The sequence below is a fragment of the Alcanivorax nanhaiticus genome, assembly GCF_000756665.1.
Taxonomy (GTDB): Bacteria; Pseudomonadota; Gammaproteobacteria; order Pseudomonadales; family Alcanivoracaceae; genus Alcanivorax; species Alcanivorax nanhaiticus.
The window spans coordinates 332,463-353,656 of record NZ_ARXV01000004.1 but is presented as its reverse complement, the minus strand read 5'-3'; the positions used below and the strand labels follow the sequence as shown (position 1 = coordinate 353,656).

Below are 21,194 nucleotides of genomic sequence, written 5' to 3'. Positions count from 1 at the left end.
CTCCCCAGAGCTAGCGCTGCCATAGCCGGGTCATGTTGCTGTATTTACTGCCATGCGCCGTTGTTGTTGTCATTCTTGTGTACCGCTATCACAAGGTGATGTACCACTTCCGTCCAGTGAAGACCGGTAAGTTGTACCGAAGTGGTACTCTGGGGCCGATCGGCTTGTGGGTGGTCAACCGGATATTGAAGGTGAACACCATCATCAATCTGAGGCTGGAGTCCGAGTACGGCAAGAAAGGCTGGTACGATCGGCAAATCCGGTTTTGTCAGCGCAAAGGTATTCGCCTGGTGAATATTCCCATGGCTCAGGATACCCCACCGACAGAAGCCCAGATCGAGCTGTTTGTGGCCGAGCTGGACCGCCAGGACAGTGTCTGCCTGGTTCATTGTGAAATGGGCGTGATACGCACTGGCATGATGGTCGTGGCTGTCGCGACGCGCCGCTTTGGAGTGAAAGACCAGGCAGTGTGGAAACATTTTCCTCTGTATGGTCACAAGCTTGACGCCCGCCGCGAGCGTGTTCGCGAGTTCATTCTCCGCTGTGCGGCGCAGCCAGGGATGTCAGCCCAGTAACGGGCAAGGTTGAGGCAGGTAAAGCTTCAAGCGTTCACGTATCACCTGAATGTCGAAGCGGGTGTCCTTGATGGGTTCTCCGTCAAGGTTGAAGTGCATGGGAGAAGGGGTTTCTACCGTTAGCTGCCGTGCCTTGCCGCGGATAAAGAGTCCCTGGTGATCCGGGTCTTGCCGGGCTTCACTGTCAAACAGTTCTCTCACGCCCGCCAGCAGATCCAATTCTGCCGGCAGAATAGCGATATCAAGCAATCCATCATTGATCAGGGCATCAGGACAGAGTTGCTGCCCACCTCCTGCTTGACGGCCGTTGCCCAACCCGCAGGCGAGAAACTCGCCTTCCCATTCAAAGTCATCGCCATAAAAGCGACCGGATGCCGCTTCAATCTCGGTGAATTTGCTGATGCCCGTCAGAAAATAGGCGGCTCCCCCGAGGAGTTTTTTTAACTCTTCGGAAGTCTGGGTGGTGACCTCTGTGCCGAACCCTCCGGTTGCCATGTTCAGGAAGTACTGATTATTGATCTTCACGACATCACAGCAGACCGGCGACTGATCTAGTAGTGAGAGGGCGTCATCCATGCCGTCAGTCATTCCGGCAGCCGTCGCGAAATCGTTGGCAGTGCCAAGGGGCACAATCGCCAGGGCCAGGTCTCCCTCACCGTGGTGCATCATGGCATTGACGATGTCCCGGACAGATCCATCGCCGCCTGCAGCAATAAAGCTACGAGCCCCTGCATCAAGACCTTCCTTGACCAGGCGCTCGGCGTCACCCGCTTCCCAGGTAACGCGGACCTCGATCGCGATGCCTTCATCGCGACGGGCCAGTACGGCCCGTCGCAATGCGTCATTGCTGGCTTCCTTGCCATGCAGAATCAACCAGTGCGAATTACTCACTGACGGACTCTGCTTCTGGCAAAGGTTCAGGCAGATCGGCAGGTGTGGTGGTGTTGGCTTCCACTGAGATATTGCGTTGTGCCGGGAACACCAGGGTTTGATCTGTTTCCGGATCGTCATCCAGCGCCTGGCATGTGAATGCCACTGTGTATGCGCCTGCAGGTACGAACCCGATTTCGAACTGGTAGCTGTCTGTCTCGCCGTCGTACCGTACGTTGGCCGTCGTGACCGGGTTGCTGGCATCGGCAGGTTCGCCCTGACTGTCGAGATAGATGTCACCGGTATCAGCATCTTCATTCAGGTAGAGGTAGACCGCATTACCTTCAAGCGTTTCGCCTTCCAGCTGTGATGTACAGCTTTCATCGGTGATCAGGCTGTCAGCAATGGTGCCACTGACTGTGCCTATTACGCTGTTATCAACCATGCGGATGGCTGGGCGGAGCAGGTAGTGATCCTGATTTGCGGGTTTGGTGATTGCCCGGCGCAAGTCCACATCCAGGGTAAAGTTCACTTCTCCATTAACTGGGACGACAAAGCCACTGACAAGCTGAACATGGCGGACCTTCTCGGAACCATTTTGTTGGCCTGGGACGTAAAGGTCGTACTGCCCGCCAGTGTCATCGACAACAAAACTGTTGCCGGCGCCGCCAAGTACGTGCAGCCGTACCCAGTTATAGCGGCCGGCGGGGACTTCTGTGGTCGGCAAAATGACAGTGGATTCACTGCCCTGCAGATCCAGCAGGTTTTCGATAACAAGGGGCTCATCCAGTTCATGGTATTCGGCAGGCCCTTCGGCTGGCTTGAAGGAGACGGCATGCACCGTCAGCTGTACCTGCTCGATATCATCCGCCGGTGCATCCGTCATGGAAAAACTGACGTCGCCGGTTTGCTGTTGTGCCGGATCGTTGCTGTCCGAATCGCCTCCGCAGGCAGTAAATAGCGCCGTGGCGGCGGCAAGCGCGATGTACTGTTTCATCAGATTCTCCTTGTTCAATGAGGGGCAATTTCAAGCCTATACAGGTTGGTCTGCGGTTTCGGAGATTTGATCCGTGACTTTACAACTATTAACAACTGGGGGGAGTTTGCACCTCGAGAGCTGGCGCAATCAGATATTTCGATGTGACAGATAGGACGATTGGATTTAGTGATTTATGGGAATTAAATGATAATCGTTATCAGAAGGAGGTTGTTATGATCAAAACAATGAGTTTTGCGGCAGTGCACTTCTCCGTGGCCTTTGCTGTGGTCTGGATGATGACCGGCGACTGGAGGATTGGCGGGCTGACAGCGCTGGTCGAGCCTTGTATTAATACAGTGGCGTATCACTTCCATGAGAAGGTGTGGAAGCGTCGCCAGAATGGACAATCCTTGAACGAAATGGTCATGCCAGGGGATAAACTCAGTGTTTACTCTGCATAAACCGTTGGTTAAGCTTGCAGCAAGTATACATTTTCAGGGGTGGGTGTCAGGTGCAAAGTCGTAGCAGTGACATAGATGCGATTCGTCAGGTAGTGAATCAGGTGCTTGAAGTGCACGCTCGCGAGGAGGGGGCGCAGCGTTCCCAGGCGAGAGCGGAGATTCTTATTCACTCAATGCAGGTTTTTGCCCAGCGAGGCTTGCAGCGAACCACGGTTCAGCATTTGCTGGATGCATCGGATGTGTCCCGGCGCACTTTCTATAAATACTTCCGCAACAAGATGGATGTGCTGGAAAGTATTTACCGTATCTTTGTGGACAATATGCTGCTGCACTTTCACAAGGAAGTGAAGCTGGCCGGTTCTGCTAACGATATTATTCGTAATACCACCAAGGTGTATTTTGAGTACCACGTCAGCATGGGGCCGATCATAAAGCTAATGATGGAAGAGGCGCGCTCCTCCTCGTCGGCGCTGGCTCCCCACCGCATGCGCGCCCAGGGGATTGCTTCGGAAGTGCTGACGGCACAGATCAGCCGCTTTACCGGTCGCGACTATGATCCGCTGGTGTTTCGCACCATGTTGTGGATGCTGGAAAACTATTCATTGTATATCTTTGATGATGGCGGGTTCTCTCAGGAGCGCCTTGAGCAGTGTCAGCGTGTGGCAATCGGTATTGCCGAATCATTGGTGCTGGGAGAGGTGACGCCCGGTATGCTTGAGCGCCACGTCGCATCCTGATCGTTCCGGGTTATTCCGGCTTTACGAATTTCAGTGTCATGCGGTCGCTTTCGCCGATCGCTTGATAGACGTCGCGGTCTTGATCTCCCAGCCGCAGGGTTGGCGGCAAGCTCCATACGCCTGCAGGGTGATTGGTCTGGTCTTTCGGGTTGGCATTGATCTCTGAACGATCAATCAGCTTGAATCCTGCTTTTTCCGCCTGTTCGATCACATACCCTTCGCTCATATAGCCAGTTTCAATCTGCCGGGACAATGGACGAACTTCCGGGGCACGGTGCTCAACCACGCCAAGAATTCCTCCTGGTTTAAGGGCAGCAAAGAAGCTGGCGAATACGGCCTCTGTTTTGCCTGATTTGGCCCAGTTATGCACATTGCGGAAGGTGAGCACACGATCTACTGTGCCCGCCGGTGCAATCGTGCTGTAGTTGGGTGGGTACAGGGCGGTAATGCGGACATGGTTGTAAATGTCGGGGTGGCCTGCGAGTTTTTCCTTGAAGCGGGTGACAGAGCGGCGATAAAACGCGATGTCACTGTCTTCAGGGAACTGGGCCGCATAGAAAGTCCCTTTTTCATGTAGGTAGGGCGCGAGAATGCTGGTGTACCAGCCCCCGGCACCGGGCCAGATTTCCACCACGGTCATGTCGGGTTGCACATCGAAGAACTGTAGCGTCTCGGCGGGATGGCGGTAGGTGTCTCGGCTTTTTTCTGCCGCGCTACGGTGCGGCGCATCCAGAATTTCCTCAAAGGAATCGGCGATGAGAGGTTGCGCGCTCAGCAAGAGCGCAGCAAAAACAACGGCAATACGCATGATCTCGTCCTATCTGAGGCCGCGGATCAGTACCTTCATGTAATCTGCGGCTTGTTCTTCCAGACTGCCTGAGCCGGTGAGTGCCCAGGTGTAAGTGCTGCCAATCACCAGATTGACCATCATCAGGATGGTATCGCGGGTGGGCAGGGCGACGAAATAGCCGTCTTTGCGAAGTTCATTGAAGAACGCATCGGCTACCGGCAGGTTCTGTTCGATCAGGGCCAGATACTGGCGCTGGATATCGCCCATGAAATCCCCGGCTTCCTGAATCAATACCCGACTGAATGCCTGGTTCTGTTCCAGATAGCGGGCCACCCGGCGGCACAGGTCTTCCAGACGCTGCAGGGGTGATTCCACACTTATTAAAGAGGACAGGATGATGTCGCGAATATCGTTGAGGTTCTCTTCAACAATGGTGAGCAGCAGCGCTTCCTTGGAGGCGAAGAACTTGTAGATAGTGGCCTTGCCCACTGCTGCCTGTTCCGCAATGGTTTTCACCTCTGCGGTACGGAAGCCTTCGCGGGCGAAGACCTCCTGGGCGGCAATGAGTATGCGGGCGCGGCGCGGGTCATCCATGACTCAGTGGTCCCTGTAGTGATTACAGATACTTGATCTTTTCCAGCTGCTCTTCCAGCTTGGCCAGCTGGGAGCGGTAATCATCAAGCTTGGCCTTTTCCTTGTCGACCACCGCCTGCGGTGCCTTGTCGGCAAAGTTCGGGTTCTTCAGCTTGCCTTCGGCACGGCCCACTTCCTTGCGCAGTTTGTCGATTTCCTTGCTGAGACGTTCAATCTCGGCTTCCTTGTCGATCAGGCCAGCCATGGGCACCAGAATTTCCATGTCACCGACCAGAGCGGTGGCAGAGGCCGGGGCGGAATCTTCCGGGGTCAGCCAGGTGATGGATTCCAGCTTGGCCAGTTTGCTGAGGAAGGTGCGGTTGGCGTCGAGCAGAGCCTTGTCACTGTCCTTGCCGTTGTGTAGGTAAAGCGGCAGGGCCTTGCCCAGCGGGATGCCCATCTCGCCGCGGATGTTGCGCACCGCGGTGATCACGCTCTTGATCCAGGCGATGCCGGTTTCGGCATCGTTGTCGATCAGCTCATGCTGCGGGGCCGGGAAGGGTTGCAGCATGATGGTGTCGCCATCCTTGCCAGCCAGTGGTGCGATCTTCTGCCAGATCTCTTCACTGATGAAAGGCATGAAAGGATGGGCCAGACGCAGAATAGCTTCCAGCACCCGCACCAGGGTTCGGCGGGTGCCGCGTTTCTGGGCTTCTGAGTAGTCGTCGCTGTACAGCACCGGCTTGGACAGCTCCAGATACCAGTCGCAGTACTCGTTCCAGATGAACTCGTAGGCCGCGTGGCTGGCCACATCAAAGCGGAAACTGTCGAGGGCTTCGCTGACTTCCTGTTCTGCACGTTGCAGGGCAGAGCTGATCCAGCGATCCGCGATGGACAGTTCCACCTCACCTTCAAGCCCACAGTCCTGGCCTTCGGTGTTCATCATCACGTAACGGGCGGCGTTCCAGATCTTGTTGCAGAAGTTCCGGTAGCCCTCGATGCGGCCCATGTCCCACTTGATGTCGCGGCCGGTGGAGGCCAGCGACAGGAAGGTGAAACGCAGGGCATCGGTGCCGTAGGCATTGATGCCGTCGGGGAAATCCTTGTGGGTGCGCTTGGTGATCTGCTTTTCCTTCTGCGGCTGCATCAGCCCCTTGGTGCGCTTTTCTACCAGTTCTTCCAGCTTGATGCCGTCGATCATGTCCAGCGGGTCGAGCACGTTGCCCTTGGACTTGGACATTTTCTGCCCGTCGTTGTCACGCACCAGGCCGTGTACATAGACCTTCTTGAAGGGCACCTCGCCGGTGAACTTCAGGGTCATCATGATCATCCGGGCCACCCAGAAGAAAATGATGTCGAAGCCGGTGACCAGCACATCGGTGGGGTGGAAGGTGCGCAGCATCTCCTCGTCATCGGGCCAGCCCAGGGTGGAGAAGGTCCACAGGGCGGAGCTGAACCAGGTATCGAGTACGTCGTCGTCCTGGCTCAGGGGGATGTCGCCCAGGTTATTGTCGGCGCGCACTTCTTCTTCCGTGCGACCTACATAGACATTGCCGTCAGCGTCGTACCAGGCCGGGATACGGTGGCCCCACCACAGCTGGCGGGAAATACACCAGTCCTGCAGGTCACGCATCCAGGAGTAGTACATGTTTTCGTAATTCTTGGGTACGAACTGGATGTCGCCGTTTTCCACCGCAGCGATGGCGGGCTTGGCCAGTTCTTCCACGGCCACGAACCACTGATCGGTGAGGTACGGTTCGATAATCACACCGGAACGGTCACCGCGTGGTACTTGCAGGGTGTGATCGGCCACTTTTTCCAGCAGGCCAAGGGCGTCCAGATCGTCGACCACCTTCTTGCGGGCGTCCACCCGGTCCAGGCCACGATAGGCTTCTGGCACTTCGTCATTCAGTGCCGCATCGATGGTCAGGATATTGATCATCGGCAGGTCGTGGCGCTTGCCGACTTCGTAGTCGTTGAAGTCGTGGGCAGGGGTAATTTTAACGCAGCCGGAGCCGAAGTCCGGGTCCACGTAATCGTCGGCGATGATGGGAATGTCGCGGTCGGCCAGCGGCAGGCGAATGGTCTTGCCGATCATGTCCTTGTAGCGCGGATCTTCCGGGTGCACGGCCACGGCGGTATCACCGAGCATGGTTTCCGGGCGGGTGGTGGCGACCACCAGGTGGCCGGAGCCATCGGACAGGGGGTAGCGGAAGTGCCACATGTGGCCCTGTTCTTCCACGTTTTCCACTTCCAGATCGGAAATGGCGGTGTGCAGTTTCGGGTCCCAGTTGACCAGTCGCTTGCCTCGATAAATGAGCCCTTCCTTATGCAGACGAACAAAGACCTCGCGCACCGCGTTGGACAAGCCTTCATCCATGGTGAAGCGTTCACGGGTCCAGTCCACGCTGGCGCCCATGCGGCGTAGCTGACGGGTAATGGTGCCGCCGGATTCGCCTTTCCACTCCCAGACTTTCTCAAGGAATTTTTCACGGCCCAGCTCATGGCGGTTGGTACCTTCACCGGCCAGCTTGCGCTCTACCACCATCTGGGTGGCGATGCCGGCGTGATCGGTGCCCACCTGCCACAGGGTGTTGCGGCCTTGCATGCGGCGGTAGCGCACCAAGGTATCCATGATGGTGTCCTGGAAGGCGTGGCCCATGTGCAGGCTGCCAGTCACATTGGGCGGTGGGATCATGATGCAGAAAGAATCGCCCTGACCGGAGGGCTTGAAGTGTCCCGCCTTTTCCCAGCTTTCGTACCAGGATTGCTCAATGCGATCGGGTTGGTAAGTCTTGTCCATGATCAGCGCCTGTGCCTGAAGAGGTTGCCTGCAAAAATGAGGGCGAATTATAACGAAGCCGGGCGGCGACGTCGCGCCCTGAAGGCGAAGAGGCTGGCAGGAGGAGCGTTAGTTCTTGCGTCGTAACGCATCTCGCAGACGCATGCGCAGAGCCTGTTCCAGTTTGGGTAAGGCTTCGGTTACCAGTGAGTCCACAATCTGTTCAATTTCGCTTGGGCTCAGCTTCTGCTGGGGCCGCTGGGGGGCTGGTTGGGCCGGAGCAGGGTTGGCAGTACTCAGGAACGGATTGGTTCGCTCGCTGGCCAGCTTGCGGATCTGCTCGCTGTCCAGGGCGCTATTTCGATTGGTGGACGGTGACGATTCCATATCATCAAGCAGGGACTGGATATCTCCCAGCTCCTTGAGTAGCGCCTGCTTGCGTGATTCTCGGTCGTCTTTCATGCCTGTGATCCTAAACGGGGCGGCAAAGGCTCAGCCCAGTTCGTGAGTGGTGACCGGAAAGCCCCGCTCACGGTAGAAACGGAAGCGCTGGCGGCCAGCCTGTCTCTCATTCTCCTCCCCACTGATCATTTCTGCCACCCTCTGGAAGCGGGAGGCAAAATCCGGCACCTGATCGGTCAGGTTGATTAGCACGTCGTGGTGGTCGCCCGGGTCAGAACCATGGCCCAGAATCACTGGTGCCGGGCTATCCTGATGGACTGCGTGGGGCAGAAATCCAGTCTTGGGAGTGTGCCAGAATGCGTCGTCGAGCTCTCGTGCATGAGCCTCATTCTGGCAATGGATATAGACCAGGCGGCCCTGTTTCAGCGCTTTGTCGGCAATACGCCACGCCAACGCCTGACGGACGCCGTCGCCGGCCTTGTTGCTTAAATAGAAAGTCACTTCAGTCATATCGGAATCTGGATGCTTGATGCCAGCGCCTGACGCGACGTCAGGCGCATGGCAACCGGCCTCAGGCGTTATCCATCAGGTAGCGGGTGAGCATCGGGACTGGGCGGCCGGTGGCCCCTTTGCTCATGCCGCCGCTGATCCAGGCGGTGCCGGCGATGTCCAGATGGGCCCATTTCACTTCCTTGGCAAACCGGGACAGGAAGCAGGCGGCTGTGATGGAGCCCCCCTTGGGGCCGCCAATGTTCTGCATGTCGGCGAAGGGGCTGTCCAGCTGACTCTGGTATTCATCCCACAGGGGCATGGGCCAGCCACGGTCTCCGGTCGCTTGTCCGGCATCGATCAATGCCTGGCTGAGCGCATCATCGTTAGCATAGACGGCCTGGGCATGGGAGCCGAGAGCGACCACACACGCGCCGGTCAAGGTGGCGATGTCGATCACCGTGTGCGGTTTGTGCTTCTTCTGCACATAGGTCAAGGCGTCGCACAGTACCAGGCGCCCTTCGGCGTCAGTGTTGAGAATTTCTACGGTCTGGCCGGACATGGTCTTGACGATGTCGCCGGGGCGGGAAGCACGGCCATCGGGCATGTTCTCCGCTGCTGCCACTACGGCCACCAGATGGATCGGCAGGTTCAGTTCGCACACGGTTTTCACGGTGCCAAACACGCTGGCGGCCCCGCCCATGTCGTACTTCATTTCGTCCATGTTGGCACCGGGCTTCAGGGAAATGCCGCCGGTGTCGAAGGTAATGCCTTTGCCGACCAGTGCCACCGGGCCCTGCTTGGTGGGTTTGGCGCCCTTGTATTCCATCACGATGATCTGGCCCTGGCGTTCAGAACCTTTGGCGACAGCAACAAAGGCCCCCATGCCCATCTTTTCGGCCTGGGCCTGGCTGACTACTTTGACCGTCAGTTTTTCATACTGCTTGGCCAGATCACGGGCGACGCCGCTGAGGTATTCCGGATAGCAGTCGTTGGGCGGCAGGTTGCCCAGATCGCGGGCCAGATTGACCCCGTCGGCGACGCCCTTGCCGGTCTTGTGGGCCTTGGTCAGCGCAGCGTCTTTCTGCGCGTGCCAGAACGTCCACTTGGCGAGTTTGCTGGCCGGGGCGGGGGCGCTGCGATACTGGTCGAAACGGTAACCACCTTCTTCTACCAGGCGGGAGCCTTCGCGGACTTGCCATTCCAGTGTTTGGGGCAGGGTGTCGTCGAGCAACAGAACCGCGTGTTTCACGGGGGCACTAATGACTGCTTTAACGATATTACGCAACAGGGATTGCCATTGCTGATCGCTGGGCTGGCTGTCGCCGGTGCCGACCAGCAGGATACGGTCGGCACTGATGCCGGCGGGGTTGTGCAACCAGGCAGTTTGCCCCTTGCTACCGCTAAAGTCGCCAGCCTTGATCAGGGCGGCCAGCTGTTTGCCTGTTTTTTCCGGGAGCGCGGTGGGCAGGTCGCTTTTCTTGCCCATCGTTACAATCAGTGCATCCGCCTTGATCTTGTCCAGGGGGCGGTTTGTTGCCGTGAAATCCATGTTGTCTCCAATTTCGGTGAGCTACTGCTGCATCGGGAAATAGTGGGGCCTCGGCGCAGGAAACGCAATCGGGGGCGCGAACCATTATCACCTTTCATGGTCGGTCAGTTACACTAGGCCAAATTCTCCGCAGTCACTGGTCTGTATTGTTCCCGGTGGCGTTTATTTCGAGCGGAGCGTGTCGGTGTCGCAGGGTTGCCTGCCATTATGGACATCAACATCTCTCTTGCAGACAAGGACGAGTGGGCTACCCCTTGATTCTTCATCGCTATATCAATCGGCAAGTCTTCATGACCACAGTCATGGTCACCTTCATTTTGGTGATGGTGCTGGTCAGTGGTCGTTTCATTAAATATCTGGCGGAAGCGGCGGCGGGTGAAATCGCTGCCGATGCCCTGTTTCTGGTAATGGCATTCCGGATGCCGGAATTCCTGCAGATGATTGTCCCTCTGAGCCTGTATATCGCCCTGTTATTGGTGCTGGGCCGTATGCACATGGATAACGAAATGGTTGTGTTGCAGGCCGGTGGGCAGGGCCATGGCCGGGTCGTGCGCTCATTAGTGGTGCCGGTGTTGATGGCGACCACGGTGGTGGGGATGTTCTCCCTCTATGTGACCCCACGAGGGGATGCGGAGGTCACTCGAATCTTTGAGGAGCAGAAGGATCGCTCCGTGCTGGAATTGCTCACCCCCGGCCGTTTTCATGTGAAAGGGTCCCGTAACGCTCAGCGCGCCACCTATGCCGAGCACCTGAATCGTGAGAAGGGAGTGCTGGAAAATGTGTTCGTGGCTGACGCGCGTTTTGAGGGGCAGGGGGAGGCCAATCGTCTGCTTACCGTGTGGGCCAAGAGCGGCAAGCTGGTTCTGGAAGATGGGGTAAGTTACCTGCTGCTCACCGATGGTTTTCAATATCAGGGTAAGCCGGGCCAGCGAGACTACCGTGAAATTGGCTTTAATGAGGCGAAGGTACGGATCGGTGGCGAGAAATCCGACAGCCGCCCCCCCAAAGTGCGTGGTCGGCCAACCCACGAGCTTGTTGCTGAGCGAGCAGATAACCGCGATGCCATGGCTGAACTGCAGTGGCGCCTGTCGTTGATTCTGACGGTGCCGATTATGGCGCTGGCGGCTATTCCGCTGGCCAGAGTGAATCCCAGGCAGGGGCGCTTTTATCGACTGATTCCCGCCGTGCTGGGCTACATGTTGTATGTGGGCATGTTGCTGGTGTGTCGCAGTGCCATTGAAGATCACCGAGGAGGGCCTGTGCCTTGGTATCTGCACATGGCCTGGATTCATCTGGTGGCCGCAATAACCGTATTCTTTCTGTATTTTGGCGGGCGCATTTTCCGCAGGAGGGCGACAGCATGAGGTTGCTGAATCGCTATTTCTGGCGAGCGGTACTGGTGCCCACCTTGGCGATTCTGGCCATTATCGTAGGCCTGGATTGCCTGTTCGGCTTTATTTATGAACTGGAAGCTTTACGCGGCAACTACCAGGTTTGGCAGGCGTTGCAGTTCATTCTCACCACCACGCCCAGACGAATCTATGAATATCTGCCCATGGCAATTTTGCTGGGTACCCTGATCGGTTTGGGATTGTTGGCCAATAGCGGCGAGCTGTCGGTCATTCGGGCTGCTGGTGTGTCCACGTTGCGGGTGAGCTGGCTGGTGCTGCGCCCGGTGCTGCTAATGATAATTCTGTCCATTCCCTTGGGCGAATATCTGACGCCCTATACCGAGCAGGTGGCGCAGAGTAATCGCTCCATGGCCGAGGGCGGCGGTGAAGCGCTGCGTTCCAAGTACGGTTATTGGCACCGGGAAGGGAAAGAATTTATTCATATCAATGCGGTACAGCCTAACGGCGTACTCTACGGCCTGACCCGTTACCGGTTCGATGAAAGGCACAAGTTGCAGGAAACCCAGTTCGTGGAGCGGGCAATTTATCAGGGGGAGGAGTGGGCTCTGGAAGGCATCACCGGAACCCGGCTAACAGAGGAACGTACCGAAACCTACAGCCGTGACAACGGCCAGTGGGAAACCAAATTGACACCGCAGTTGCTCAGTATTGTGGTACTAAAGCCCGATAATCTGGCGTTAGCCAAGCTGCTGGAATACACCGCTTACCTGAAGCGGCAAGGGTTGGAAACGGCGGATTATATGCTCAGTTTCTGGCAGAAGCTGTTCATGCCGGTGGCGACCATTGGCATGGTGTTGATCGCTATTTCGTTTGTGTTCGGCCCGCTGCGGGAAGTGACCATGGGCCTGCGTCTGACCGCGGGTATCGTGGCTGGGCTGATATTCCATTACGGGCAGCAATTTTTTGGCCAGTTGTCACTGGTATTTAATACCGAGCCATTGGTGGCAGCAGCGTTGCCGCCGGTGCTGTGCTTGATTCTTGGTGTGTGGTTGCTGCAGCGGGTGCGATGAGATGATCTGGAGGGGGCAGGGACGCACTCACAAGGGGAGAAGGGCAGAAAACGAGGATGCACTGGTCTGTCGCGACGGTGATGGCCTGTGGGCGGTTATCGATGGAATGGGGGGTCATGAAGCCGGCGACTTGGCGGCCACCATGGTGCGGGAAAGCCTGGAGTCTTTGTTTCTTGGTGGGGGGATTGCTCACCGGTTAGTTGCAGTGGAGACGGCTCTGCAAACCGTCAACCATGCCATTCGGCACCATGCCGCCATTAATATGCGCAGCAAACCCATGGGGGCCACAGTCGTGGTATTGCTGGTATACCGCGGTGAGGCGGCGGTGATGTGGGCTGGCGATTCCCGGCTTTACCGGTATAACGACGATGCGATGGCCATGTTGACTCGCGATCATACTCCGGTGCAGGCACTGGTGGATGCCGGGCAGTTGACGGAGCAACAGGCCATGGCGCACCCCAGGGCCAATGTGATTTACCAGGCTGTTGGGATTGGAGAGAAGCTGTCGCTGGAGCAGGCCCGCTTTGAGGTGACCGGCGATGAGCGTTTTTTGCTTACCAGTGATGGCGTCCATTCGGTGCTGACCGTTGAGAACCTCGCTTCATTGATGCAACACCGGGTTTCAGCGTCTGGCGTACTGAAAGCCGCGCTGGATCGCCAGAGCCGGGATAATGTGACTGCGGTTATTGTTTCCGCAGACGAGGAAGAATAACTGGAAAAGCCAGCGCGGGCTGGTATACTCGCGCCCCACTGCCAGAGTGGTGGAATTGGTAGACACGACGGATTCAAAATCCGTTGCCTTCACGGGCGTGCCGGTTCAAGTCCGGCCTCTGGTACCAAACAATAAAAAAGCCCGCTTTATGCGGGCTTTTTTATGTCGGATGTCCGACGGAGTGATGCATGACTGATTATGCTCCCCCAGCCGGTTTGCTCAAACGCCTGATGGCGTTGGTCTATGACGGCTTTTTGGTGATGGCGTTGTGGTTCGTCACTGCCGGTATCTTTGTACTGGTATACCCGACCCTTGGCCTGCCCGTGGAATCCATAAATGGCGTGGACAGAGCCGCACCTGCTTATCTGCAGGGGCTGCTTTTCCCCATCCTGATGCTGGAGACATGGCTGTTCTACGCCTGGTTCTGGATGCGTGGCGGCCAGACTCTGGGCATGCGGGCCTGGCGTCTGCAGGTGCGTGATTACAGGGGTGGTCCCGTGAAGTTGTGGCAAACCCTGGCGCGTTTTCTGGCTGCCTGCCTGTCATGGGGGCTGTTTGGCGCCGGCTATCTGGTGGTGCTGATTGCGCCTCACCAGACCCTGCATGACCGTCTTTCTGCCACGGCTACGGTGCAGTTGCCGAAACAGGCAAAGAAGCGCTGATTCCATCCCTCCCTTCTCGCAAAGCCGCTGTAGGCGTTCCTCTTGAGGGACGAATCACGTGTTAGTGAGAAGAACCGCCGGGTTTCTCCAGAGCGAGCTGGAGCCTGGTGCCATTGCATTTCCTCGCCAAGGCTCGGATTCGCCCCTCGAGAGGAGCTCCTACGGGGGACTCCGTAGAAGTCGTGAAGGGTGTTTTTTCCCTTTCCAATAGCGGGTATCCTTGGCACCCCTTGAACTTCCGTGCCGGTACAGTACGTGAACGTCGACGATTTTGATTTTGAACTCCCTGACGGGCTGATTGCCCGCCATCCTCCCGCCCAGCGCCGCGATGCGCGCCTGCTGGCGCTTACCCGTGACAACCTGCAGCACCAGCAATTCCCGGATCTGCTGAGCCATGTGCGTCCTGGGGATCTGTTGATCTTTAATGACACCCGGGTGATCCCTGCCCGACTGTTCGGCCAGAAGGACAGCGGCGGCAAGGTCGAGGTGCTGATTGAGCGGGTGGTGGATGATCACGAGGCGCTGGCCCATGTGCGCGCCTCCAAATCCCCCAAGCCGGGAAGCTGGCTGCAGTTTGACCAGGGCGTACGTGCCCAGGTCACCGGCCGCCGGGATGCCTTGTTTATCCTGCAGTTTCAGGGTTGTGGTTCTTCACAAGAAAGCGGCTGTGGCACCTTGCTGGATGTACTGGAGCAGATCGGCCATGTGCCGCTGCCGCCCTACATCGACCGTCCGGATGAAGTCGGTGACATGGAGCGCTACCAGACGGTCTATGCCCGTGAGCCCGGGGCCGTAGCGGCACCCACTGCCGGCCTGCATTTTGACGACGAGATGCTGGCGGCGCTGGAGCAGCACGGGGTTGATATTGGCTATGTCACCCTCCATGTAGGGGCAGGGACGTTTCAGCCTGTGCGAGTGGACCGGGTGGAAGATCATCACATGCACAGCGAGCGCTACCAGATTCCGGACACGCTGGTTGAACAAGTGGCGCAGGCCCATGCTCGCGGTGGCCGAATTGTGGCGGTTGGGACGACGGCATTGCGTGCGCTGGAAGCAGCCAGCCAGTCCGGCGGCTTGCAGGCAGGGCAGGGGGAAACCGATATCTTCATCTTTCCCGGTTATCAGTTCCGGCTGGTGGAGTGTCTGTTGACCAATTTCCACTTGCCCAAGTCCACGCTGCTGATGCTGATCAGCGCCTTCGCCGGGCAGCAAAGAGTCATGGCCGCCTACCAGGCTGCCATCGAGGCAGAGTACCGTTTCTTCAGTTACGGCGATGCCATGTTTATTGAAAGGCAGTCGGGCGTCGGACGTCCGGCGTCAGACCAGAAGGTCCATCCATGTCCCGAATGACATTCCAGCTCAACACCACCGATGGCGCGGCGCGTCGGGGGGAGATTACCTTTCCGCGGGGTACTATCCAGACTCCGGCGTTCATGCCGGTGGGTACCTATGGCACCGTGAAGGGCATGCTGCCGAAGGATCTGGCCGATACCGGTGCCGAGATCTGTCTGGGTAATACCTTCCATCTGATGCTGCGCCCAGGCACCGAAGTGATTGAGGCCCACGGCTCCCTGCATGGATTCATGCAGTGGGACAAGCCGATTCTGACCGATTCCGGTGGTTTTCAGGTGTTCAGTCTGGGCGAGATGCGCAAGATTTCCGAGCAGGGCGTGGTATTCAAGAACCCGATTAACGGTGACAGGGTGGAGCTGACCCCGGAGCGTGCCATGCAGGTGCAGCGTTCTCTGGGCAGTGATATCTGCATGATCTTTGATGAATGCACCCCGTTTCCTGCCACCGAGCAGCAGGCCCGCGATTCCATGGAGCTGTCGTTGCGCTGGGCGCAACGCTCCAAGGACGCCCATGAGGGCAATGATGCGGCCTGTTTCGGTATTGTTCAGGGCGGCATGTACGACAACCTGCGTCGCGAGTCGCTGGCCGGGCTGGTGGATATTGGCTTTGACGGCTATGCGGTGGGCGGCCTCAGTGTCGGCGAGCCCCAGGAAGAGATGCTCCGAACCCTGGGCAACCTGACCCCGCACATGCCGGAAGATCGCCCCCGTTACCTGATGGGCGTGGGCAAACCGGAAGACATCGTCGAAGCGGTGCGTCGCGGTGTCGATATGTTCGATTGCGTGATGCCCACGCGCAATGCGCGTAACGGTCATCTGTTTACCTCGCAAGGGGTGATCAAGATCCGTAATGCCAAACATCGTCATGACCTGGCTCCCCTGGAGGAAGGTTGTGATTGCTATACCTGCCAGCATTTCTCGCGCAGCTATCTGCATCATCTGGATCGCTGTAATGAAATGCTTGGCTCCCAGCTCAATACCATCCATAACCTGCGCTATTACCAGCGCCTGATGGCTGGATTGCGGGGGGCCATTGAAGGGGGTACATTGTCCGCCTTTGTGGACGACTTCTATGCTGCTCGGGGTGAGCAAACCCCGGCGTTATGACTGTTTACTGGAGTAATCAATGAAAATCGCAATGCGTTCCCTGCTGGCCTTGATGGCGTCCGCCTTGGTTTCCCCGGCGTTTGCTGCGCCTGCTGCACCGGCCGGTCCGGGTGGCGTCGAGCTGATCATGCTGGTCGTGATGATGGTGGTGTTCTACTTCTTCCTGATTCGCCCGCAGCAGAAGCGTGCCAAGGAGCACAAGAGCCTGGTGGAAAATCTGAACAAGGGTGATGAGGTGGTCACCAGTGGTGGCATCCTCGGCAAGATTGCCAAGGTGACCGATGATTTTGTGGTGGTAGAAATCAGCAATAACCTGGAAATCAAACTGCAAAAGCAGAGCATCCAGGCCACTCTGCCTAAAGGCACCATCAAGTCCATCTAGCACCAGGCTCAGCCCCGCCATGACGGGGCTTTTTCATGACACCGGACACAAACCGGAATAAAACACCGGAAAGAGCTATGACACGCTATCCACGCTGGAAATTTTTCCTGCTTTTGGCCGCCCTTGTTGTTTGCGGCCTTTATGCCCTGCCCAACCTTTACCCGGATGCCCCGGCCATCCAGATCAGTCACGCCGATGCGGGTGGTGAAGTCTCTGAAATGAGCCGCCAACGTGTACTGAGCGCTCTGGATTCCGCCGGCCTTCAGCATGGTCCGGGAGAAACCGTAGGGACCTCATTGCTGGTGCGTTTGTCCGACACGGAAGCGCAGCTGCGTGCCCGCGAGCTGGCAGTCGACACCCTCGGCGACAACTATGTGGTCGCCCTCAACCTGGCAGAAACCACCCCGCAATGGCTGCGTGCCATTGGTGCCAGCCCCATGAATCTGGGCCTGGACCTGCGCGGCGGTGTGCACTTTTTGCTGCAGGTAGATATGGATGCGGTGATCACCAGCCGTATGGAAGCCTCGGCGGGGAGTGCCAAGCTGACCCTGCGGGATGCGGGTGTGCGCTATCGCAGCGTGGACGTGGATGGCACCACCCTGACGGTCACCTTTGCTGACCAGGTGGCGGCCGATGCCTCGCGTGCACCACTGCGTCAGGCGCTGAATCAATTCACCATGAAGCCGGCCGGCGATTCACCGGCAACCGTGCTGGTGCTGAATGACAGCGCCTTGAAAGAAATGCAGGACTACGCGGTAGATCAGAACCGTACTGCGTTGAACAAGCGGGTGAACGAACTGGGTGTGGCGGAAGCGGTAGTGCAGCGCCAGGGTTCGGATCGTATTGTGGTGCAGTTGCCAGGTATTCAGGATGCTTCACAGGCACGCCGTATTCTGGGGCGTACCGCGACGCTGGAATTCCGCCTTGTAGACAACAGCGTTTCCTCTGCACGTCTGCGTACCGGCATTGCGCCTCCGGGGCTGGAATTCTTCCCGTTCAAAGGCCAGGAAGGTCGGATCGTTGCCTTGAACAAATCCAAGATTGCCACCGGTGATCAGGTGATTGATGCCCGCATGGGTTTCGATCAGCAGTCCGGCTCGCCGGAAGTGAACGTGACCCTGGATGCCGACGGTGCCAAGCGGATGCAGCGCATCACCGGCAAGAACGTGGGTAACCCCATGGGCGTGCTGTTCATCGAAACCAAGACCGATGTGGAGAAAGTCGAAGGTGACGATGGCAAGTTGGTCGACAAGATCATCAGCTCTACAGACAAATACGTGATTAACGTGGCGACGATCCAGGACACCCTGGGCAGTCGTTTCCGGATTACCGGCCTGGACAATCCCGCTGAAGCCTCTGAACTCGCACTGTTACTGCGTGCCGGTTCTCTGGCGGCTCCGGTGAGCATCGTGGAAGAGCGTACTGTGGGCCCCAGCCTGGGTGCGGAAAACATCGAAGCTGGTCTCAAATCCATGGCGCTTGGGCTGGCGCTGGTGCTGGTGTTTATGGTGGTGTGGTACAAGCTGTTTGGCTTGATTGCCAACGTGGCACTGCTGGGCAACCTGATCATTATTGTCGGCATCATGTCTTTGATTCCGGGGGCCACCATGACGCTGCCGGGTATCGCCGGTATCGTACTGACCGTGGGTATGGCGGTGGATGCGAATGTACTGATCTTCGAGCGAATCAAGGAAGACTTGCGCCGTGGCCTCAATCCCCGTCAAGCCATTGAAGAAGGTTATGCCCGCGCTTTTACCACCATTCTGGATGCCAACATCACCACCCTGATTGTGGCAGTGATCCTGTTCGCCGCCGGTACCGGCTCGGTACAGGGCTTCGCGGTGACCCTGTTTATCGGCATCCTGACGTCAATGTTCACGGCCATTATCGGTACCCGTTCCATGGCTGAACTGGTTTACGGGCGTGGTGCCCGTGCACCGGCGAAACTGAGTATTTAAGGCGGTGATGCGATGAGTAAAGCAACCATGAACATCAATTTTATGGGTGCCCGCAAACCGCTGGGTATCCTCTCTGTGCTGCTGGTAATCGCCTCTGTTGCGTTACTGGTCACTCGTGGGCTGAATCTGGGGCTGGATTTTACTGGCGGTACCACCGTGGTGGTGAAGAGCCCGGTGGATGTGGAGCTCTCCCAGGCGCGGGCGGATCTGGCGGAATCCGGGTTTAGTGATGCGGTTGTACAGCATTACGGCTCCCCCAAGGAAGTGAATATCCGTGTTGCCCCCAAGGAGGGCGATGATGCCGATACCATCGGCCACGATGTGTACGCTGCCCTGAAACTGCACAATGAAGATCTTGAGTTGCTCAAGGTGGAATTTGTGGGGCCTCAGGTTGGAGATGAATTGCGTGATGAATCCGGTACCGCCATGTTGCTGGCGCTGGGTTTGATGATGCTGTACGTGTGGTTCCGGTTCTCCAACAAATTCGGTGTTGCTACCGTCGTGGCACTTTTCCATGACGTTATCATCGTGCTGGGTTTGTTCTCGCTGGTGCAGTGGCCGTTTGATTTGACGGTGCTGGCAGCGGTACTGGCCCTGATCGGTTACTCACTCAATGACTCCATCGTGGTGGCTGACCGGATTCGTGAAGATTTCCGCAATTCCCGGCAAAACGATCCGACCCAGATCATCAACAACGCGGTGAATGCCACTTTCAGCAGAACGATCAACACTTCCTTGACCACCTTGCTGGTATTGGTGGCGTTGTATTTCTTCGGCGGTGAAGTGATGCGAGCCTTCTCTGAGGCGCTGCTGGTGGGTATTGCTGTCGGTACCTATTCTTCCATTTATGTGGTCAGCAACATCTTGTTCATGATGAATGTGAGCAAGGAGGATTTCCTGATTCCTGAGCCGGAAGAAATTGATGAAATGCCGTGAAAAAGCAGTTAACAGTTAATAATTAATAGTTAACAGCTAAAACAAAAAAAGCCGCGATTCGTTCGCGGCTTTTTTGTTCTGGTGTTGCCGCAGGAGCCTGCCAGCAGGCGGTTGTAGTTGCGGGGTGTCAGTTACGAGGTACGAGTAACGATTTTCGAAGAGCAACAGCGGGTTTTGATTTTCGCAACTCGAAACTCGTTCCTCGCTTCTGCCTTACGAAAAGTTCTGTTTCTTCATCCACGGAATGATCCGTTCGAAGGCTTCTTCAATCTGATCCAGGGAAGTGGAATAGCTGATGCGTAACGCGCTCTTGCCGGCTTCGCCGAAGGTGTCGCCTGAGATGGTGCAGACCCCGGTTTCCCGCAGCATTTTCAGGGCCACGTTAGCGCCGTCTACGCCTTCCGGGAGAGAGGGGAAAAGATAGAACGCGCCTTCCGGTCGGTAGCCGGTGAGGTGAGGAGTTTGTTCCACCAATTCCACCAGGCGGTCGCGACGTTGCTGGTATTCTTCCACCATGGCATCAATAAAGTTGTTGCTGCCACGCAGGGCGGCAACGCCGGCCCACTGGCAAGGCGTGTTGGCCACGGTGGTGGTGAACATGTGGTAGCGACGCAGTTTCTTGATGGCGCCCTGGCTACCAATTAGCCAGCCCACTCGCATACCCGCCATGGAAAAGGTTTTCGAGAAGCTGCTAATCACCATGACATGATCCAGGTCAGAGCAGCAGGAGAGCACACTGGGATACTCGCGGCCGTCATAGATCAGATGGTCGTACACTTCGTCGCTGATCACATGGATGCCCCGGTAGGCGGCTTCCTCGACGATGGCTTCAATGGTTTCCCGTGGGTAGATGGTACCGGTGGGGTTGCTGGGGGAATTCAGTACCACCGCAAAGGTATTGGGCCCCATGGCATCGATGACTTCCTGCGGGTCCAGCTGGTGATCATTCTCGGCCCGGGTGGCGATACTTTTGACGGTGCCACCATTCATGCGAATCAGCGGACCGTACAGCATGAAGGATGGGTCTGGCACGATGAATTCGCGCCCCGGAGCAGAGGTTGCGGTGAGGGCCAGGTAAATCGCCTCGGTGGCACCGGTCGTAATCATAAGGTTTTCCGGTGACAACGGCCGGCCATAGCGGGTGCTGTAATAATCTGCCAGTGCTTCCAGTAACTCAGGCAGGCCCGCGTCCATGGTGTAACCGGTCTGGCCGGCGTTGAGGGCATCCACGCCCGCCTGGATCACATGGCCGGGGGGCTTGAAATCCGGTTGGCCGATGGACAGGTGAATCACATCGTCCAGGTCGGCCGCCAGATTCACCATGCGGCGAATGCCCGGTACTGGAATGGTGAGCAACGCCGGGTTCCAGATCGGGTCTTCGCTTTCGTAGAAATCCGTGTCCAGATTGATATTGCCCATCATGTTCTCCTTTCCTGAAAAACCTTATCCGCAT

At 57.2% G+C, this 21,194-nt stretch carries 21 protein-coding genes and 1 tRNA gene; 13 read left to right on the top strand and 9 right to left on the bottom strand.

What is annotated here, in order from left to right:
* Positions 1 to 32: 32 nt before the first annotated feature.
* Positions 33 to 575: a fused DSP-PTPase phosphatase/NAD kinase-like protein gene (locus tag Y5S_RS07475; protein ID WP_035231801.1), complete on the top strand. Its 543-nt coding sequence runs from the start codon at positions 33 to 35 to the stop codon at positions 573 to 575.
* On the opposite strand, the gene yegS is transcribed toward Y5S_RS07475, so the two are convergent.
* Complete coding sequence (gene yegS, locus Y5S_RS07470) at positions 564 to 1,466, bottom strand: lipid kinase YegS (protein ID WP_035231799.1); 903 nt, start codon at positions 1,464 to 1,466, stop codon at positions 564 to 566. The two genes, Y5S_RS07475 and yegS, sit on opposite strands and share 12 nt — an antisense overlap.
* A complete protein-coding gene (locus tag Y5S_RS20000) occupies positions 1,459 to 2,442 on the bottom strand; it encodes a DUF4382 domain-containing protein (RefSeq protein ID WP_035231797.1) in 984 nt (327 codons plus the stop codon). Before Y5S_RS20000 ends, yegS begins: the two co-directional genes overlap by 8 nt.
* A 215-nt stretch (positions 2,443 to 2,657) precedes the next feature.
* On the opposite strand from Y5S_RS20000, the gene Y5S_RS07460 reads away from it, so the two are divergent.
* Both Y5S_RS07460 and Y5S_RS07455 read left to right on the top strand, forming a co-directional pair.
* The gene (locus Y5S_RS07460) at positions 2,658 to 2,885 is read left to right on the top strand and encodes a DUF2061 domain-containing protein (RefSeq protein ID WP_035231794.1); all 228 of its coding nucleotides are present in this window, start codon (positions 2,658 to 2,660) and stop codon (positions 2,883 to 2,885) included.
* A gap of 50 nt (positions 2,886 to 2,935) precedes the next feature.
* Complete coding sequence (locus tag Y5S_RS07455) at positions 2,936 to 3,622, top strand: TetR/AcrR family transcriptional regulator (RefSeq protein ID WP_035231792.1); 687 nt, start codon at positions 2,936 to 2,938, stop codon at positions 3,620 to 3,622.
* Positions 3,623 to 3,632: 10 nt separating this feature from the next.
* On the opposite strand, the gene Y5S_RS07450 is transcribed toward Y5S_RS07455, so the two are convergent.
* The 6 genes from Y5S_RS07450 to Y5S_RS07425 form a co-directional block, all read right to left on the bottom strand.
* A complete protein-coding gene (locus tag Y5S_RS07450) occupies positions 3,633 to 4,430 on the bottom strand; it encodes a class I SAM-dependent methyltransferase (protein ID WP_035231789.1) in 798 nt (265 codons plus the stop codon).
* A 9-nt stretch (positions 4,431 to 4,439) separates the two neighbouring features.
* Entirely contained in the window at positions 4,440 to 5,006 is a 567-nt protein-coding gene (locus Y5S_RS07445; RefSeq protein ID WP_035231788.1) for a TetR/AcrR family transcriptional regulator, read from the bottom strand.
* A 22-nt stretch (positions 5,007 to 5,028) separates the two neighbouring features.
* A complete protein-coding gene (locus tag Y5S_RS07440; RefSeq protein ID WP_035231786.1) occupies positions 5,029 to 7,788 on the bottom strand; it encodes a valine--tRNA ligase in 2,760 nt (919 codons plus the stop codon).
* 108 nt (positions 7,789 to 7,896) lie between these two features.
* A complete protein-coding gene (locus Y5S_RS07435; RefSeq protein ID WP_035231784.1) occupies positions 7,897 to 8,229 on the bottom strand; it encodes a hypothetical protein in 333 nt (110 codons plus the stop codon).
* Positions 8,230 to 8,259: 30 nt separating this feature from the next.
* Positions 8,260 to 8,679, bottom strand: coding sequence for a DNA polymerase III subunit chi (locus Y5S_RS07430; protein ID WP_035231781.1), 420 nt, complete (start codon positions 8,677 to 8,679; stop codon positions 8,260 to 8,262).
* Between the two features lie 61 nt (positions 8,680 to 8,740).
* Positions 8,741 to 10,210: a leucyl aminopeptidase gene (locus Y5S_RS07425; protein ID WP_035231779.1), complete on the bottom strand. Its 1,470-nt coding sequence runs from the start codon at positions 10,208 to 10,210 to the stop codon at positions 8,741 to 8,743.
* Positions 10,211 to 10,452: 242 nt separating this feature from the next.
* Between Y5S_RS07425 and lptF the strand changes: the two genes are divergently transcribed.
* The 10 genes from lptF to secF all read left to right on the top strand — a co-directional run bounded on the left by lptF (position 10,453) and on the right by secF (position 19,741).
* Positions 10,453 to 11,574 (top strand): LPS export ABC transporter permease LptF, encoded by a 1,122-nt coding sequence (lptF, locus tag Y5S_RS07420; RefSeq protein WP_269319439.1) that lies wholly within the window; start codon positions 10,453 to 10,455, stop codon positions 11,572 to 11,574.
* Positions 11,571 to 12,632: an LPS export ABC transporter permease LptG gene (lptG, locus tag Y5S_RS07415; protein WP_035231776.1), complete on the top strand. Its 1,062-nt coding sequence runs from the start codon at positions 11,571 to 11,573 to the stop codon at positions 12,630 to 12,632. Before lptF ends, lptG begins: the two co-directional genes overlap by 4 nt.
* A 1-nt stretch (position 12,633) precedes the next feature.
* Complete coding sequence (locus Y5S_RS07410; protein WP_035231775.1) at positions 12,634 to 13,344, top strand: PP2C family protein-serine/threonine phosphatase; 711 nt, start codon at positions 12,634 to 12,636, stop codon at positions 13,342 to 13,344.
* 40 nt (positions 13,345 to 13,384) lie between these two features.
* Positions 13,385 to 13,471, top strand: a tRNA-Leu gene (locus tag Y5S_RS07405).
* Between the two features lie 61 nt (positions 13,472 to 13,532).
* Positions 13,533 to 14,006: an RDD family protein gene (locus Y5S_RS07400; RefSeq protein WP_035231772.1), complete on the top strand. Its 474-nt coding sequence runs from the start codon at positions 13,533 to 13,535 to the stop codon at positions 14,004 to 14,006.
* 255 nt (positions 14,007 to 14,261) lie between these two features.
* Entirely contained in the window at positions 14,262 to 15,356 is a 1,095-nt protein-coding gene (gene queA / locus Y5S_RS07395) for a tRNA preQ1(34) S-adenosylmethionine ribosyltransferase-isomerase QueA (RefSeq protein ID WP_035231865.1), read from the top strand.
* Positions 15,353 to 16,465: a tRNA guanosine(34) transglycosylase Tgt gene (gene tgt, locus Y5S_RS07390; protein ID WP_035231771.1), complete on the top strand. Its 1,113-nt coding sequence runs from the start codon at positions 15,353 to 15,355 to the stop codon at positions 16,463 to 16,465. Before queA ends, tgt begins: the two co-directional genes overlap by 4 nt.
* Positions 16,466 to 16,484: 19 nt before the next feature.
* A complete protein-coding gene (gene yajC, locus Y5S_RS07385; RefSeq protein ID WP_156107628.1) occupies positions 16,485 to 16,847 on the top strand; it encodes a preprotein translocase subunit YajC in 363 nt (120 codons plus the stop codon).
* A 77-nt stretch (positions 16,848 to 16,924) separates the two neighbouring features.
* Complete coding sequence (secD, locus tag Y5S_RS07380; protein WP_035231769.1) at positions 16,925 to 18,805, top strand: protein translocase subunit SecD; 1,881 nt, start codon at positions 16,925 to 16,927, stop codon at positions 18,803 to 18,805.
* Positions 18,806 to 18,817: 12 nt separating this feature from the next.
* Positions 18,818 to 19,741: a protein translocase subunit SecF gene (secF, locus tag Y5S_RS07375; protein WP_035231766.1), complete on the top strand. Its 924-nt coding sequence runs from the start codon at positions 18,818 to 18,820 to the stop codon at positions 19,739 to 19,741.
* Between the two features lie 213 nt (positions 19,742 to 19,954).
* On the opposite strand, the gene Y5S_RS07370 is transcribed toward secF, so the two are convergent.
* Positions 19,955 to 21,163 carry a pyridoxal phosphate-dependent aminotransferase gene (locus tag Y5S_RS07370; RefSeq protein WP_035231765.1) on the bottom strand — a complete coding sequence of 403 codons (1,209 nt, stop codon included), beginning with the start codon at positions 21,161 to 21,163 and terminating at the stop codon, positions 19,955 to 19,957.
* Positions 21,164 to 21,194 lie beyond the last annotated feature (31 nt).